Below are 14,913 nucleotides of genomic sequence, written 5' to 3'. Positions count from 1 at the left end.
GACTCACACGCTCTCCGAAGCCGGACAACTGACAAAAATATCAGTTGCCCCGTGTCTTTATTCTGGACTAATGGCATTGCCCTCGGCTGCCCCGACCCGCTAACCGGTAAACAACCACTCGAAGGCGATGGCGTACCCGTGGGAGCGGGTTCACCCGCGAAGAGGCCGGCAGCCATTCCTCAGCTGCCGGCCCCTGGCACTTATCGCCAGTCCGCCTTGTCGGCAAAAAACGCCTGCGCGTTCGCCTCCAGGCTCTCCAGGTGATACCCCCCTTCCTGCACGATCAGGCACGGCAAGCGCATCGCCCGAATCCGCTCGCCCAATACCGCAAACCCTTCAGTCGTCACCGCCACCTTGCTCTGCGGGTCGAGTTCGTAGATATCGAACCCCAGCGACAACACCAGCACCTCGGCGCCAAAGTCCTTCACCGCCGCCAGCGCGATCTCCAGCTGGCCCATGAAGTCCGCTTCGCTAGCCCCATGCGCCATCGGCAAGTTGAGGTTGTACCCCTCCCCCGCACCGCTGCCACGCTCGTCCGCGAACCCGGCCACACCCGGGTAAAAGTTGGTGGGGTCGCCATGCACCGACACATACAGCACATCCCGGCGGTCGTAGAAGATTTCCTGAATCCCCTGCCCGTGGTGCATGTCGGTATCGAGGATGGCCACGCGGCTGTAGCGGCTGCGCAAGGCCTGGGCAGCGACAGCGGCGTTGTTGATGTAGCAGAAACCACCGGCCGCATCGAAGCGCGCATGGTGGCCTGGCGGCCGGCACAGGGCATAGGCCGCCGGCTCGCCGTCGAGAATGGCCTTGGCACCGGCCACTGCGCTTTGCGCAGACCAATAGGCCGAGCGCCAGGTGTGTTCGCCTACAGGGCAACTGCCGTCAGCCAGGTAGCGCCCGGCCTGGGCGAGGATGCCGCGCAAGGCGTTGGGTTCACGCACGAAGATGTTGGACATGACCTCGTCGCCCCAGTCCTCGGGCACTTCCTTCCAGCGCGCATGGGCCTCTTCGAGGAAGGCCAGGTAGGCCTCGCCATGCACTGCCTTGAGCGGTTCGAGGCCGGCGTCCTCAGGCTGACGGATGTCGAAGCCCAGATCCTTGGCCGCCTGCAGCAGGCGCTGGGCGCGTTCGGGGACTTCCTGCGGGGTGCGCATGGCGCCGCGCGAGTAGTAGCTGCGTGGGTGGTGCAGCAGTTGTTCGGGGTGGAAGTAACAACGCATCAGGCATCTCCCTGTTCGATACGGCCCGCGCGGGCCAGCACGGCATTGAGCAGTACATCGGCACCCTGGCGGGCGTCGTCGGGCAATACGTCTTCGGCTTCGTTGTGGCTCAAGCCGCCGACACAGGGGATGAACACCATGGCGGTCGGGCAGTAGCGGGCCAGCAGGATGGCGTCGTGGCCGGCACCGCTGACGATCGACTGCTGGGCATAGCCCAGGCCATCCACCGCCTGCTGCACGGCGGCTACGCAATCGGCATCGAATGGCGTGGCCGGGCTTGTCCAGTGGCGCTCGATACGCACCTGCAACCCGCGCTGATTGGCGATGGCTTGCAGCTTCAACGTCAGGTCGCGTTCCATCGCCTCGATGGCTTCATCCCGGTGATGACGCAGGTCGACGGTGAACTGCACCAGCCCCGGAATGGTGTTGCGCGAGGACTTGGCAATGGACAGTTCACCCACCGTGGTCAGGCCTTCAGGGACAAAATCGGCAGCCAGTTGCTCGACCGCCTGGATCATCCGTGCGGTGCCGAACAGGGCATCCTTGCGCAGCGGCATCGGCGTGGTGCCGGCGTGTGCGGCAATGCCTTCGACCGTGACGTCGAGCCATCGGATGGCCTGCCCGCCGCTGACCACGCCAATGGCCTTGGCGTTGTCTTCAAGGATCGGACCTTGCTCGATATGTGCCTCGAAATAGGCATCGACCTGGCCGCCCAGCGGGCGCTGGCCGACGTAACCGGTGCGCTGCAGTTCGTCGGCGACGCTGATGCCATCGGCGTCGCGAATGGCCAGCGCTTCGTCCAGTGCCAGGGTACCGGTGAACACCGCCGAGCCGAACATGGCCGGGGTGAAGCGGGCGCCCTCCTCGTTGGTCCATACGGCGATTTCCAGCGGTTTGCGCGTCTTGATGTTCAGCTCATTGAGCCGGCGCACCACTTCAAGGCCCGCCAGCACACCGTAGACACCATCGAAACGGCCGCCCTCAGGTTGGGTGTCGAGGTGGCTGCCCATCATCACCGGCGCTGCATCGGGGTCGCTGCCAGCGCGGCGGGCGAACAGGTTGCCGATGGCATCCACAGTCAGCGTCAGGCCGGCTTCGCGGCACCAGTGGCTGAACAGTTCACGGCCAGCCTTGTCCTCGTCGCTCAGGGCCAGGCGGCAGCTGCCGCCACGGGCGGTAGCGCCGATTTCGGCCATGGCCATCAGGCTCGCCCACAGGCGTTCGCCATTGCTTTTCAACATGTGCGGGTACTCCAGAAAAAAGCGGTTCGATCAGGCCAGTTCCAGGCGCTGGCTGCGGGCGTACTGGCGCGCCAGGGCGAGCACGCAGACCAGCGAAATGGTTGCGATCAAGGTGTAGAACACCGCCATCGGCCACCATTGGCCGGTGAAGGTGTGGGCCAGCCACGTACCGATCAGCGGGGTCAGGCCGCCCGCGATGGCGCCGCAGATCTGGTAGGCCAGGGATATGGCGGTGTAGCGCACGCGGGTGTCGAACATGCCGCTGACATAGCCGGCGATCACCGCGTAGAACGACGCCATGCATGCGGCGGCCAGGGCGATGCCGAGTACGATCAACGGGCCCTGGCCCGAGCTGACCAGCACGAACATCGGGTAAGGCGAGGCCATCGCCAGCAACGCGACCAGGGCCAGGAAGCGGGTGGCGCCGATTTTTTCCGATAGCCAGGCGGCCAACGGCTGCACGCAGAACTGGATGATCGCCACGAAGAACAGGCACTCCAGGATCAAGGAGCGCTCCAGGTGCAATTGCGTGGTGGTGTAGCTGATCATGAAGGTGTTGGTGAAGTAGACCCCGGCAATACCCAGGGTATTGGCACCGATGCACAGCAACAGCGGGCGCCAGGCCGTGCGCAACACTTCGAATACCGGGGCCTGCTCCTTGCGCCGGGCCTTTTCCGCCTGCTCGCGGCTGGCGATGAACTCGGGTGACTCATTCACCCCCAGGCGAATCGCCAGGCCCACCAGCAGCAACAGCGCGCTGGCCAGGAACGGCACGCGCCAGCCCCAGTTCATCAGGTCTTCTTCCGGCAGGCGGGTGACCGCGCCGAAGGCCAGCAGCGACAGGATCAGGCCCGCCGGGCTGCCCAGCTGGGCGAACGAAGCGAAGAAGTTGCGCCGGCCCTTGGGTGCATGCTCACCGGCCATCAGCACCGCCCCGCCCCACTCACCGCCCACGGCAATACCCTGGACGATGCGCAGCAGGATCAGCAGTACCGGCGCGGTGGCGCCGATTTGTGCGTAGGTCGGCAGCAGGCCGATGCCCACGGTGACGATGCCCATCATCAGCAAGGTGATGACCAGCGACTTCTTGCGGCCGATACGGTCGCCCACGTGGCCGAAAACGATGCCCCCCAGCGGCCGGGCGAAGAAGCCGACGGCGAAGGTACCGAACGCGGCCATGGTGCTGAACAGGCTGTTGTCGGAGGGGAAGAACAGCGCGCCGAACACCAGGGCGGCGGCGGTGGCGTAGATGTAGAAGTCGTACCACTCGATCATGGTACCGATGAACGCGGCGGCGGCGGCACGGCGTGGCTGGGGGGAAGCGGTGGGCTTCATGGGGGCTCCTTTGCTTGTTGTTCTGGCAGGAGTTGTCAGGGGCATGGGGGCGCTCTTGTGGCGCTTGGCCTGTTGGTCTGGTGTCAGCTTCTTCGCGGGTAAACCCGCTCCCACAGGGCTTGCACAAGGTCTGCAAGCGCTGCAGTACCTGTGGGAGCGGGTTTACCCGCGAAGAAGCCAACACCGATTCGGCAGGCCTCGATATCTGCGATTTATCGGCCCGGGGCTATGATTAGTCAATTTTCTATTTATTATTCGAAATATTAGCCTTGCTTATTATCGAGCCCTGCCATGCCCGACCGTCTGCTCAACGACCGCCTCGACTGGAACCTGCTGCGCACCTTCCGGGTCATCGGCCAGGAGCTGTCCATCAGCCGTGCTGCCGCCCGCCTGCACCTCACCCAGCCGGCAGTGAGCCAGGCGCTCAAGCGCCTTGAAGAACAGCTTGGCCGCCAACTGATCGCCCGCCGCGGGCCGCGCTTCGTGCTGACGGAAATGGGCGAGCAGCTGTTCCAGCTGGCTGGCGAGGTCTATGGGCAGATGTCGCAGATCGGCGGCTTGCTGGAGCAACCGGCGGACGAACTGGTGGGCAAGGTACGCCTGCTGATGATCAGCCGTATCGTCAACGAACACTTCGACGACTTCCTCGCCGACTTCCACCGCCAGCACCCGCGGGTGGAGCTGGAGATCGACGTGATGCGCAGCTCCGACATCGTTGCCGCCCTGCAGGAGAAAACCGCCACGGCGGGCCTCAGCCTTAACCGGCGTGCGCAGCCACGGCTGGAGCAACGGTTGTTCCTGCGCCAGCGCTATGCGTTCTTCTGTGGCAAGCACCATGCCCTGTTCGGCCAGGACGAAGGCGACCTGCAGCGGGAGAATTTCGTCAGTTTCACCAGTGACCAGATTGGCGGAATGCTGTCGCCACTGACCATTTTCCGCGACCAGCAGGGGTTTGCCGGGCGGATCGTGGCCTCGTCACCAAGCCTTGAGGAGGTACGCCGGCTGGTGATTGCCGGGTTTGGCATAGGTTGCCTGCCCGAGCATGTGGTAGCGCCGGATGTAGACGCCGGGTTGCTGTGGAAGCTGCCGCCGCAGGAAGGGATTGCCGATGTGGATATCCACCTGTTGTGGAACAGGGAGCAGCGCTTCAGCCGTGCGGAAGAGGTGTTTATCGAGGCGTTGCAGCACAGCCTTGACTGAACGCTGAGCTGGGGTCGACGAGCACTGGACACGATAGTGGCCAATTAGTAGCATCCAGCCCAACTGAACATTACGGACAATCTCAGTCATGGATCGAGCTACCGGGGTCATTCGACGCCCTATTCATCACCCCATCCGCCCCTTGATCACTTGGGAAGAAGCATGGAAGGGTCCCGACGAGGGCTTGATCCGCTGCTGGGAGATTGGCCGTGAGCGGGCTCTGGCCCAGCCAGAACTTGCCCGGCACTGCGCCGATGGCGCGCTCCCGGTGCTAGGTTGGAAAGGTGGCCATGATCGCGCATTGAAGAAACCGATGAAGTACGGTTCGTTCAAGTACCTGGCGCAATGGCAGGGCCTTCGCGGCGAGGATCTGTTCATCGATACGCGAACAGAGCTCACCCTGACCTGTAATCACACCGGCATGCTGACAACGTTCACACCGGACCAGGAAAAATACGCCAACGCTGTGATGCTGATGGAATAGCAACGAGGAACAGAGGGATGGCTACACCGTGATGATGTTTACCGCTTCTGAGCGGATCGATACACCTCGCTACGCTCGCGTTTGCCAACCGATACCACCACTACAACGATCCGCTCGTCCTCGACTCGATAGACGAGGCGATATCCAGAGGCCTTGAGCTTGATTTTGTAGTGGTTCGGCAGGTCACGCAGCGCGTCGGCCTGTACCTTGGGTGACTGCAGGCGCTCGGCGAGTTTTTTCTTGATCTGTTCGCGCACGGTGTGGCCTAGCTTGCCCCACTCTTTCAGTGCCGAAGGCAGGAATTCGAGTTTATAGGTCATCCAGGGATACCGGTACGCCTTTTTCACCCAACCTCGACTTGGCCAGTTCGCCCAATTCGAGATCTTCCAAGCGTTCCATCATGGCCTCGTACAGTTCGGCCGGCACCATGTAACCCATCACGCGGTTGTGATTGAGCACGGCGACGGGCATACCCGCAGCGCCGGTCATCACCGCGGATGGGTTCTTTTTCAGTTCCGACACGCTTACGGCCACGTCAGCGAATATGTTTTGCATGTTTTCACCCTCAAAAGAGAGCCATATTTTGGTCCATATATAGGACACAAACAAGTCGTCACTGCTCAAGCACAGAGGTGAGACACGACAGGCGAAATGCCGTCTTTTTGGGAGATCGCCCAGCCCTCTGAATCCAACGCGGTGCATGGCACCGGCTGCGCCGGTGTTCGCGGCTAAAGCCGCTCCCACAGGGTCCCTGCTAACTCAATGAGTCATTTGCAGTTCCATGAGGAGCGGTCGGGGTCAGGCTGTTGCCATGACCGGGTAGTCGGTCAGGCCATGGGCATCACCACCGAACAGCGTGGCCCGTTCGTGCTCGGCCAGGGGCGCATTCAGCTTCAGCCGCGCCGGCAGGTCCGGGTTGGCCACGAATGGCCGGCCGAAGCCGACCAGGTCAGCCCAGCCCTCCTCCAGCGCGCGCCGTGCGCGTTCGCCGGTGTATTTGCCGGCATACACCATCACCCCGGGGAACACCGCCCGCAGCTGTTGCTTGAAGTCCACCGGCATGTCCGGCGCGTCATCCCAGTCGGCTTCGGCAATGTGCAGGTAGCCGATGCCGATTACACCCAGGCACTTGGCCGCTGCGGTATAGGTGGTGACCGGGTCGGCGTCGACACAGCCATTGAGCGTGGTCAGCGGCGCCAGGCGTACGCCTACACGCTGGGCGTCGCCGGTACCTTCGACCAGCGCACGGGTGACCAGGTCGAGGAAACGCAGGCGGTTTTCCAGCGAACCGCCGAAGCGGTCGGTGCGGTCGTTGGCGCCGGAATCGAGGAACTGGTTGACCAGGTAACCGTTGGCCGCGTGCAACTCGACACCATCAAAACCGGCGGCCATGGCGTTGCGCGCAGCCTGGCGGTATTGCTCGATGATCTCGGCAATTTCCGCTTCGCTCAACGCGCGTGGTTTGGAGGCCTGGACAAAGCCTGGGGTGCCGTCGGCATTGTCGATAAACACGTTCACGCCTTCGGCCTGCATCGCCGAGGACGACACCGGTGCCTGGCCGCCGAGCAGGCTGCTGTGGCTGAGGCGGCCGACGTGCCAGAGCTGGGCGAAGATGCGCCCGCCCGCGGCATGCACAGCCTCGGTGACCAGGCGCCAGCCGTCGATCTGCGCCTGGGTGTGGATACCCGGGGTGCGGGCGTAACCCTTGCCCAGTGGCGAGATCCAGGTGCCTTCACTGACGATCAGCCCGGCACTGGCGCGTTGTGCGTAGTACTCGGCCATCAGCGCGGTCGGTACATCGCCAGGCTGGGCAGCGCGGGAGCGGGTCATCGGTGGCATCAGCACGCGGTTGGGCAGGTTGAGGGCGCCGAATTGCAGGGGTTGGAACAGTGGATCTTGAGCCATTGCGAGCATCTCCGTAAGGCGAATCAGGGGTCAGGCGCGGCTGACGACAGGTTGTGACTGGGCAGGTACGCGGCGGTCGAGGCGGCCGCTGTACAGGGTCAGGGCCAGGGCACCGAGGGTGACCAGCGCGGCAATCCATGGGGTGTGCCCGAGGCCGAGTTGTTGCACCACCTGGGCACCGCCCAAGGAGCCACCGGCCACACCCAGGTTGAAGGCGGCGATGTTGAAACCGGCCGCCACGTCGACTGCGTCGGGGGCGACCTTTTCCGCCTGCTGCACCACGTACACCTGCAGGCCCGGCACATTGCCGAAGGCCACCGCGCCCCAGGCCAGTACGGTGATTACCACCAGCACCGGATGCGGCGCGGTGAAGGTCAGCGCCAGCAGCACCACGGCCAGCAGCAGGAAGATGATCGACAGCGCCTTGACCGGGCCTTTGCGGTCGGCCAGGCGGCCGCCCCAGATGTTGCCCAGGGCAACCGAAACGCCGTAGGCGAGCAGCACCAGGGCGACGCTGTTGGCGCCGAAGCCGGCGATGTCCTGCAGGATCGGGGCAAGGAAGGTAAAGGCGATCAGCGAGCCGCCGTAACCCACGGCAGTCATGGCATACACCAGCAGCAGGCGCGGTTGCAGCATCACCCGCAGTTGGCGCAGCAGCGGTGCCGGCTGGCTGTGCTGGATGCGCTTGGGCACGAACAGCAGTGCGCCGAGCAGCGCTACCAGGCCGAAGGCAGCCACCACCAGGAAGGTCACGCGCCAGCCGAAGTGCTGGCCGATGAAGGTACCCAGCGGGATACCGGTGACGAAGGCCACGGTCATGCCACTGAACATGGTGGCGATGGCGCTGGCGGCTTTTTCTTTCGGCACCAGGCTGGTGGCGATGATCGAGCCCACCGAGAAGAACACCCCGTGGGCCAGGCCGGTGAGGATGCGCGCCATGATCAGCGATTCGTAGCTGGGCGCCTGCCAGGCCACCAGGTTACCGGCTGTGAACAGCGCCATCAGGCCGACCAGCAGCAGCTTGCGCGGGACGCGGCCGGTCATGGCGGTGAGCAGGGGCGCGCCGATGGCGACGCTGAGGGCGTAAAGGCTTACCAGCAGGCCGGCCGAAGGCAGTGTCACTGCCAGGTCATTGGCGATGGTCGGGATGAGGCCGACGATCACGAACTCCGTGGTGCCGATGGCGAAAGCCGCCAGGGTCAGGGCTAACAAGGCGAGAGGCATTTGAGAATCACCTGTGGAAGGTTGGGATGGGTGGATTCTCGGGGGGACGTGGGGATGGGAAAAAGATGGGCGCGGGACAATGAGTTTTGATCTGGAAGCAAAGGTTGCGATGGGGCTGTTGCGAAAGGGTCAATCTTTTGTGTTGCCTGACAGACGCATTCGCGGGCACGCCCGCTCCCACCGGAATTGCACAGGCTCCGGGCTGGTGCTGTACCTGTAGGAGCTGGCTTGCCTGCGATGGGCCGCCCAGCGGCCCCGCTTTTTTGTCCTCCAGTCAAAACACCTTGCCCTCACCGCACCTTTTTCCCACGCCCGATCCCCGCTAGCCTGCCGCCCACACCCGTCTCGAAAGGACCCGCACCATGCCAACCGATCATCAAGCCTGGGCCTGGACCCCGAACGCCGGCCTCGACGGCCTGCAACTGCTGCGTAAACCCCTGCCACAACCCGGCCCCGGTGAGGTGCTGGTGGCCAACCGCGCCATTGCCCTCAACCCGGTGGACTGGAAAATCTGCGAGTGGGGCCACCCGGCCTGGCAGCAGGGCACGGTCCCGGGCGTGGATGGCGCCGGTGTGGTAGTCGCCGTTGGCGCAGGCGTCGACATGCCGTTGGGCAGCCGCGTCGCCTACCACCAATCGCTGGCGCGTGACGGCAGTTTTGCCGAGCACTGCCTGCTCGATGCAAGCCTGGTCATGCATATCCCCAGCGCGCTCAGCGACACCGCCGCGGCCGCCGTGCCCTGCCCCGCCCTGACCGCCTGGCAGGCCCTGGCCAAGGTACCCGAAGGTGCCAGCTGCGACGTGCTGGTGATCGGCGCCGGTGGCGCGGTGGGCTTCTACCTCGCGCAGCTGGCCGCGCAGCGTGGCCTGCGCGTATGGGCCAGTGCCGGCCAACACCACCACGCCTCGCTCAAGGCCCTCGGTGTGAGCGGGGTGTTCGACTACCACGACGCCGACTGGCAGAACCAACTGCAGGCCGCCCTGGGCGAGCGCCCGCTGCATGCCCTGTTCGACACCGTCAGCGGCGCCCATGCCGGCAGCCTGGCCCACCTGCTCGGCTACAACGGCCACCTCGTTTGCATCCAGGACCGCCAGGAAACCGCACCAACGCCCGCTTTCAGCACGGCGATCTCGCTGCATGAAGTGGCGCTCAACAGCATTCATGCCTACGGCCAATTGGCAGACCGCCAAGCCCTGCGCGTGGCCGGTGAAAAATTGCTGCAGGCCATTGCCGATGGTCGCCTGATCGCTCCACAGCGCCGCGAGTTCACCTTCTCTGCTTTGCCACAGGCTCTGCGGCAGCTGAAAGAGGGCCAAGGCACAGGCAAATGGGTGACGCGCCTGGACTAAACGCCAAATGCGAAAACTTGGATCCCATTCTGCTACAAGGTATGCTGAGCAATAGCTAAACGCCACTACTTAGGCAGGCTTCGTGCCTGCCTTCAAGGACGAGCCCTTTGCCCAGCCACCCTACCCGCCACACCATCGCCCGCCAGTGGCAGCTGCTAAAGCTGCTGCCAGGCCGTCACCCGGGGATGAGTTCCACCCAGTTGCAGGCCGCCCTGACCACCGTTGGCTATATCACCAGCAAACGCACGGTCGAACGCGACCTGGTCGAACTCGCGGCACTCTTCCCGCTGCAGTGCAACAGCAAAGGCATGCCCTACGGCTGGTACTGGCAAGCGGGCCTGAACCCTGGCGAAGCGCAACAGCTGCAGCCCGATGCGCTCTCACCTGCGGAACAGGTCGAGTTGCACGCCTGGGTCGATGATGCCCTTGCCCGGCGCCTTGAGGCGTCGCCACTGTCGGCAGATATGCAACTGACGCTGCAGGCGGAAGGTGGTGCCATCCTGGTAGCTACCGTCGACGACAACCGCTCGCTGATGGGCTGGCTGCTGTCCCAGGCCGGCTCGATCCGCGTGCAGGCGCCGCAGGCATTGCGACAGGCCATGCTCGTGCAGTTGCGCCAGAGCCTGGCGCTGCACGAGGGTGGTTGTTGACCGGCAAGAACACCAACTCCGTGGCGATTCACTGACTATCAGTGCCAATGGGCACTGACCTGTAGGAGCAGCGTTGGGGCCGTCAGAACGTGCCGGGGAACGCCCCGCCATCGATCAACAGGTTCTGCCCGGTGATGTAGCCGGCATGCGCACTGCACAGGAACGCGCAGTAAGCGCCGAACTCACCCGCGCCGCCAAAGCGTGCCGCCGGGATGGCCTTGCGCCGCGACTGGGCGGTGGCTTCCACATCGCCACCTGCCGCTTTCAGGGTCTTCTGCAGGCGCGCCGTGTCGAACGCCCCAGGCAGCAGGTTATTCAACGTCACGTTGCGGCCCGCCAGGCGCTGCTGACGGGCCAGGCCGGCGATGAAGCCGGTAAGGCCACTGCGCGCACCATTGGACAAGCCAAGAATATCGATCGGCGCCTTCACCGCACCGGAGGTGATGTTCACCACCCGGCCAAACCCGCGCTCGGCCATGCCATCGACCACCGCCTTGATCAGCTCGATGGGGGTAAGCATGTTGGCGTCCAGTGCCTTCAGCCAGTCCTCGCGGCCCCAGTCGCGGAAGTCGCCCGGGGGCGGGCCACCGGCATTGTTGACCAGGATATCCACCTGCGGGCAGGCTGCCAGCAGCGCCTGGCGCACCTCGGCGTCGGCGACATCACCGGCCACGGTGCGCACCTCGATGCCCGGGCAGGCCGCGCGCAACTCGGCGGCGGTCTGCTCCAGGGTGGCCTGGGTACGGGCATTGATGACCAGGTTGACGCCTTCTTTGCCCAGCGCTTCGGCGCAACCTTTGCCCAGACCCTGGCTGGCCGCGCAGACGATGGCCCAGCGGCCGGTAATGCCTAGATCCATTGGGTTGTTCCTTGATGCAATGCAGTTACAGGGTCACTGGATCGGCGAAAACGCGGCAGGCATCAACAGCTTCGATTCCATCCGCACCAGCATCGGGAAGGCCACCGGGATGAAGCGCTCCAGCCAGTCCGCATCGCGGTACAGGGCGGCGCGGCGCTCGATGCGGTCGTCAAGGCTCTCGTAGGCCCAGATGTGCACCACCTGGTTCAGTTCGCCGATCTCGGTGTACCACCAGCCCACCAGCTTGGCGTAGCGCGAGATCACCGGCAAGCCTTCCTTTTCGAAGTGCTCCAGGTATTGCTTCATCTTGCCGATGTGCAGGGTGTAGGTACGCATTTCATAGAACATGGTCGTGGTTCCGTTAAAGGTTCAGAGGTTGCCGTGGTAGGCATCGGTGATCAGGCGCTCGACATCGCGCGCGGTGGTCAGGCGTGGGTTGACCAGCACGTTGCCGCTGCGCATCGAGTCGCTGACCATCTGCGGCAGGAAGTCAAGGTCCACGCCAGCTCACGGATGGTCGCCGGGATGCCGATGGCCTGGTTCAGGGCCACCACCGCATCTACCGTGCGCGCCGCGGCCTGCTCCACGCTGAGCCCGGTCACATCGGCGCCCAGGGCAATGGCGATGTCACGGAAGCGCTCCGGGCAGGCCGGCAGGTTGAACTTGATCACGTAAGGCAGCAGGGCGGCGTTGGCGATGCCATGGGGAATGTTGAACACCCCGCCGAAGGTGTGGGAAATGGCATGCACGTTGCCCAGCTTGGATTGCGAGAACGCCACCCCGGCCAGGAACGAGCCCAGCAGCATCTGCTCACGGGCCGCCATGTCGGTGCCGACGAAGTAGGTCTTTTCCAGGCTGCCGGCAATCATGCGAATGGCTTGCAGGGCCATGGCCTGGCTGATCGGGTTGGCCTGGCGCGACACATACGACTCGATGGCGTGGGTCAGGGCATCCATGCCGGTGGCGGCGGTAATGGCCGCCGGCAGCTTCAGGGTCAGTGCCGGAGGATGGCCAGGCGCGGGAACAGGCGCGGGCTGACAATCACCGTCTTGAACAGCGTGCGCTTGTTGGTGAACACGGTCGACGCGGTGCATTCGCTGCCGGTACCGGAGGTGGTCGGGATGGCGAAAATCGGCAGCGGCGGCTGGGTCAGTTTGTCGTAGCCTTCGTAGTCGAGGATGTTGCCAGGGTTGGTGGCCATCGCCGCCACGCCCTTGGCGGTGTCGATGCTGCTGCCGCCGCCCACGCCGATCACGGCGGTGCATTTGCGCTCTTTCAGCAGCGCCACGGCAGCGTCGAGCACATCGGTGCTGGGGTTGGCTTCAACGGCGCAGAACAGCTGGTAGTCGATGCCCGCCTGCTCCAGCGAGGCGAAGAAGCCGGCCAGGATGCCTGCATCGATCAGGCCCTGGTCGGTGACCACCAGCAGGGTGCCGTCCACGTGCGGCTTGAGCAGCGCACCGGCCTGGTCGGCCAGGCCCGCGCCACATTTGGCAATGGTGGGGAAATGGAACTGGAATTGGCTCATGAGGGGTCCTCAGGCTACTGCGTTGTTCTTGTTGTGCCCGCCGTGACGCTGGCGGGCCGTGCCGGGGCAATCTAGAGCGCGGGCCAGGGCCGCCGATAATGAAAAGAGCTGATCCGCCAATAACCACTGCTTATCCCCTGCCTGGGTAATAAGCAGGCGTTATTGGCGGATCAGCTCTTTTCATTACCTGCACTGCCGGCAGCGCTCCAACAATCGGCCTGCGTAGTTGCTACGCCTCCCGATAATCACAACAACGAGCTCCTGCGATGAAGACCATCCCCTCCCCGGCCGACCTGGCGCTGCCCGCTGCGGCCCCGATGACCACGGTGCGCTGGCGCATCTTCCTGATCCTGTTGCTGCTGACCGCAATCAACTACATCGACCGCGCCTCGCTGTCGGTGGCGCTGCCGCTGATCGCCCCCGAATTCAACCTGACGCCGGCCATGGAAGGGCTGATGCTCAGTGCGTTCTTCTGGTCCTATGCCTTGATGCAGATCCCTGGCGGCATGCTGCTGGACCGCTTCCACACCCGCGGCATCATTGGCGCGGCAACCGTGGCCTGGGGCCTGTTCCAGGCACTGGGCGCGGCCTCGCACAACTGGCTGGTACTGCTGCTGACGCGCATTGGCCTGGGCGTGGCCGAGTCGCCGATCATGCCCGCCGGGGCCAAGCTCAATGGCGCCTGGCTGACGCCTAACGAACGTGGCCGTGGCGCGGTGCTGGTGGATGGCGGAGCGCCGCTGGGCAGCGCCCTGGGGGCGATCCTGATTTCCGGGCTGATTGCCTGGCTGGGTTCGTGGCGGTTGGCCTTCGTGGTGGCAGGGATCGGCACCGTATTGGCCGGCATCCTGGCGTGGAAGTACATCCGCAACCACCCCAGCGAGCATCCGGGGGTCAACGAGGCCGAACTGCGCCACATCACCGAAGGCAACGCCAGCGCCCACGCAGCGGCAGCCAAGGCCAGCCTGCCGCTGCGCGAGCTGCTCAAGGACCGTTCGATCTTTGCCATGTTCGCCGGCTACAGCTGCATCCTGGCGGTGTTCTACGGCCTGCTGACCTGGATGCCGAGCTACCTGCACAAGGCCCACGGCCTGAACATCTCGGCCATGGGCGGGGCGACCTTCCTGATCTTCATGTGCGGGTTTGTCGGCGAACTGATCGGCGGCTGGATCGGTGACCGCTGGCGGGCTAGCGGCGCCTCGCCGAACCTGGTGATGCGCACCATGTTCAGCGGTTCGGCTCTGGTGGCGGCGCTGTGCATCCTGGCGGCAGCCTATGTGGGCGAGACCGTCGCGGTGATCAGCCTGCTGTGCGTGGCGATGTTCTTCATCCGTTGGTGCGGGATGTACTGGTGCCTGCCGGCGATCATCGGCGGGCCGTCGCGCACCGGCGTGCTGGGTGGCACCATGAACTTCTGCGGCAACATGGCCGGGGTGCTGGTGCCGATCGTGATCGGGCTGATCGTGCAGTTCACCGGGGATTACTTCTTTGCGCTGATCTTCTTTGTGGTGGCTGCGGTGTTGATTGCGGTGTTTTCCAGTTTGATCGATTACCGCGAGCGGCAGTTCTGAGGCAGGGATTGCGAGATCCCTGTGGCAGCGGCTTCAGCCGCGAACACCGGCGCAGCCGGTGCCATCACCGCGTCGCCTGCTTCGCGGGTGAACCCGCTCCCACAGGTACGGCGCAGGCTTCGGGCTCGCGCTGTACCTGTGGGAGCGGCTTCAGCCGCGAACACCGGCGCAGCCGGTGCCATCCACTGCGTCGCCTGCTTCGCGGGCTTGCCCGCCCCCCACAGGTACAGCGCAGGCTTCGGGCTCGCGCTGTACCTGTGGGGGCGGCTTCAGCCGCGAACACCGGCGCAGCCGGTGCCATCCACCGCGTCGCCTGCTTCGCGGGCTTGCCCGCTCCCACAGGT

At 64.6% G+C, this 14,913-nt stretch carries 14 protein-coding genes and 1 pseudogene; 5 read left to right on the top strand and 10 right to left on the bottom strand.

Annotation, left to right across the window (positions count from 1 at the left end):
• Positions 1 to 200 precede the first annotated feature (200 nt).
• The 3 genes from MJ643_RS10170 to MJ643_RS10160 are packed head-to-tail and all read right to left on the bottom strand — an operon-like array spanning position 201 to position 3,799.
• A complete protein-coding gene (locus tag MJ643_RS10170; RefSeq protein ID WP_013972048.1) occupies positions 201 to 1,223 on the bottom strand; it encodes a histone deacetylase family protein in 1,023 nt (340 codons plus the stop codon).
• Complete coding sequence (locus MJ643_RS10165) at positions 1,223 to 2,464, bottom strand: Zn-dependent hydrolase (RefSeq protein ID WP_196184772.1); 1,242 nt, start codon at positions 2,462 to 2,464, stop codon at positions 1,223 to 1,225. The genes MJ643_RS10170 and MJ643_RS10165 overlap by 1 nt, the downstream gene beginning before the upstream one ends.
• Positions 2,465 to 2,494: 30 nt before the next feature.
• Positions 2,495 to 3,799, bottom strand: a complete 1,305-nt coding sequence (locus tag MJ643_RS10160; RefSeq protein WP_013972046.1) for an MFS transporter — start codon at positions 3,797 to 3,799, stop codon at positions 2,495 to 2,497.
• Positions 3,800 to 4,090: 291 nt separating this feature from the next.
• Between MJ643_RS10160 and MJ643_RS10155 the strand changes: the two genes are divergently transcribed.
• On the top strand, positions 4,091 to 4,999 hold the full coding sequence (locus MJ643_RS10155) for a LysR family transcriptional regulator (protein WP_013972045.1): 909 nt from the start codon (positions 4,091 to 4,093) through the stop codon (positions 4,997 to 4,999).
• Between the two features lie 88 nt (positions 5,000 to 5,087).
• Positions 5,088 to 5,483, top strand: a complete 396-nt coding sequence (locus MJ643_RS10150) for a hypothetical protein (RefSeq protein ID WP_023662326.1) — start codon at positions 5,088 to 5,090, stop codon at positions 5,481 to 5,483.
• A 38-nt stretch (positions 5,484 to 5,521) separates the two neighbouring features.
• Here the strand turns inward: MJ643_RS10150 and MJ643_RS10145 are convergent, their stop codons facing one another.
• The 4 genes from MJ643_RS10145 to MJ643_RS10130 form a co-directional block, all read right to left on the bottom strand.
• Positions 5,522 to 5,803, bottom strand: a complete 282-nt coding sequence (locus MJ643_RS10145) for a type II toxin-antitoxin system RelE/ParE family toxin (protein ID WP_003259987.1) — start codon at positions 5,801 to 5,803, stop codon at positions 5,522 to 5,524.
• Positions 5,793 to 6,038: a type II toxin-antitoxin system Phd/YefM family antitoxin gene (locus MJ643_RS10140; protein WP_096010237.1), complete on the bottom strand. Its 246-nt coding sequence runs from the start codon at positions 6,036 to 6,038 to the stop codon at positions 5,793 to 5,795. Before MJ643_RS10140 ends, MJ643_RS10145 begins: the two co-directional genes overlap by 11 nt.
• Before the next feature lie 243 nt (positions 6,039 to 6,281).
• Positions 6,282 to 7,388 (bottom strand): alkene reductase, encoded by a 1,107-nt coding sequence (locus MJ643_RS10135; protein ID WP_196184774.1) that lies wholly within the window; start codon positions 7,386 to 7,388, stop codon positions 6,282 to 6,284.
• Between the two features lie 30 nt (positions 7,389 to 7,418).
• On the bottom strand, positions 7,419 to 8,612 hold the full coding sequence (locus MJ643_RS10130) for an MFS transporter (RefSeq protein WP_196184775.1): 1,194 nt from the start codon (positions 8,610 to 8,612) through the stop codon (positions 7,419 to 7,421).
• A gap of 362 nt (positions 8,613 to 8,974) precedes the next feature.
• Here MJ643_RS10130 and MJ643_RS10125 point away from each other — a divergent pair, with 362 nt between their 5' ends.
• Entirely contained in the window at positions 8,975 to 9,961 is a 987-nt protein-coding gene (locus tag MJ643_RS10125; RefSeq protein ID WP_196184776.1) for a zinc-binding dehydrogenase, read from the top strand.
• 107 nt (positions 9,962 to 10,068) lie between these two features.
• Complete coding sequence (locus MJ643_RS10120; RefSeq protein ID WP_038409286.1) at positions 10,069 to 10,611, top strand: WYL domain-containing protein; 543 nt, start codon at positions 10,069 to 10,071, stop codon at positions 10,609 to 10,611.
• A gap of 82 nt (positions 10,612 to 10,693) precedes the next feature.
• Here the strand turns inward: MJ643_RS10120 and MJ643_RS10115 are convergent, their stop codons facing one another.
• From MJ643_RS10115 to MJ643_RS10105, 3 genes and pseudogenes are all read right to left on the bottom strand, one after another.
• Positions 10,694 to 11,470, bottom strand: coding sequence for an SDR family oxidoreductase (locus tag MJ643_RS10115; RefSeq protein ID WP_013972038.1), 777 nt, complete (start codon positions 11,468 to 11,470; stop codon positions 10,694 to 10,696).
• A 33-nt stretch (positions 11,471 to 11,503) separates the two neighbouring features.
• The gene (locus MJ643_RS10110) at positions 11,504 to 11,818 is read right to left on the bottom strand and encodes an NIPSNAP family protein (RefSeq protein ID WP_013972037.1); all 315 of its coding nucleotides are present in this window, start codon (positions 11,816 to 11,818) and stop codon (positions 11,504 to 11,506) included.
• A 77-nt stretch (positions 11,819 to 11,895) separates the two neighbouring features.
• A pseudogene (locus MJ643_RS10105) lies at positions 11,896 to 12,998 on the bottom strand (iron-containing alcohol dehydrogenase).
• Positions 12,999 to 13,264: 266 nt separating this feature from the next.
• Here MJ643_RS10105 and MJ643_RS10100 point away from each other — a divergent pair.
• Positions 13,265 to 14,569 carry an MFS transporter gene (locus MJ643_RS10100; RefSeq protein WP_096010234.1) on the top strand — a complete coding sequence of 435 codons (1,305 nt, stop codon included), beginning with the start codon at positions 13,265 to 13,267 and terminating at the stop codon, positions 14,567 to 14,569.
• Positions 14,570 to 14,913 lie beyond the last annotated feature (344 nt).

It is taken from the genome of Pseudomonas sp. PNPG3 (assembly GCF_023093815.1).
Lineage (GTDB): Bacteria > Pseudomonadota > Gammaproteobacteria > Pseudomonadales > Pseudomonadaceae > Aquipseudomonas > Aquipseudomonas asiatica.
This window is presented reverse-complemented; position numbering and strand designations above follow the sequence as displayed.

Bases quoted from the DNA above. Each gene is read 5' to 3' on its own strand.
- MJ643_RS10145 (WP_003259987.1), bottom strand. From the start codon at position 5,803: ATGACCTATAAACTCGAATTCCTGCCTTCGGCACTGAAAGAGTGGGGC.
- MJ643_RS10165 (WP_196184772.1), bottom strand. From the start codon at position 2,464: ATGTTGAAAAGCAATGGCGAACGCCTGTGGGCGAGCCTGATGGCCATG.
- MJ643_RS10135 (WP_196184774.1), bottom strand. From the start codon at position 7,388: ATGGCTCAAGATCCACTGTTCCAACCCCTGCAATTCGGCGCCCTCAAC.
- MJ643_RS10115 (WP_013972038.1), bottom strand. From the start codon at position 11,470: ATGGATCTAGGCATTACCGGCCGCTGGGCCATCGTCTGCGCGGCCAGC.
- MJ643_RS10160 (WP_013972046.1), bottom strand. From the start codon at position 3,799: ATGAAGCCCACCGCTTCCCCCCAGCCACGCCGTGCCGCCGCCGCCGCG.
- MJ643_RS10140 (WP_096010237.1), bottom strand. From the start codon at position 6,038: ATGCAAAACATATTCGCTGACGTGGCCGTAAGCGTGTCGGAACTGAAA.
- MJ643_RS10150 (WP_023662326.1), top strand. From the start codon at position 5,088: ATGGATCGAGCTACCGGGGTCATTCGACGCCCTATTCATCACCCCATC.
- MJ643_RS10170 (WP_013972048.1), bottom strand. From the start codon at position 1,223: ATGCGTTGTTACTTCCACCCCGAACAACTGCTGCACCACCCACGCAGC.
- MJ643_RS10125 (WP_196184776.1), top strand. From the start codon at position 8,975: ATGCCAACCGATCATCAAGCCTGGGCCTGGACCCCGAACGCCGGCCTC.
- MJ643_RS10110 (WP_013972037.1), bottom strand. From the start codon at position 11,818: ATGTTCTATGAAATGCGTACCTACACCCTGCACATCGGCAAGATGAAG.
- MJ643_RS10155 (WP_013972045.1), top strand. From the start codon at position 4,091: ATGCCCGACCGTCTGCTCAACGACCGCCTCGACTGGAACCTGCTGCGC.
- MJ643_RS10100 (WP_096010234.1), top strand. From the start codon at position 13,265: ATGAAGACCATCCCCTCCCCGGCCGACCTGGCGCTGCCCGCTGCGGCC.
- MJ643_RS10130 (WP_196184775.1), bottom strand. From the start codon at position 8,612: ATGCCTCTCGCCTTGTTAGCCCTGACCCTGGCGGCTTTCGCCATCGGC.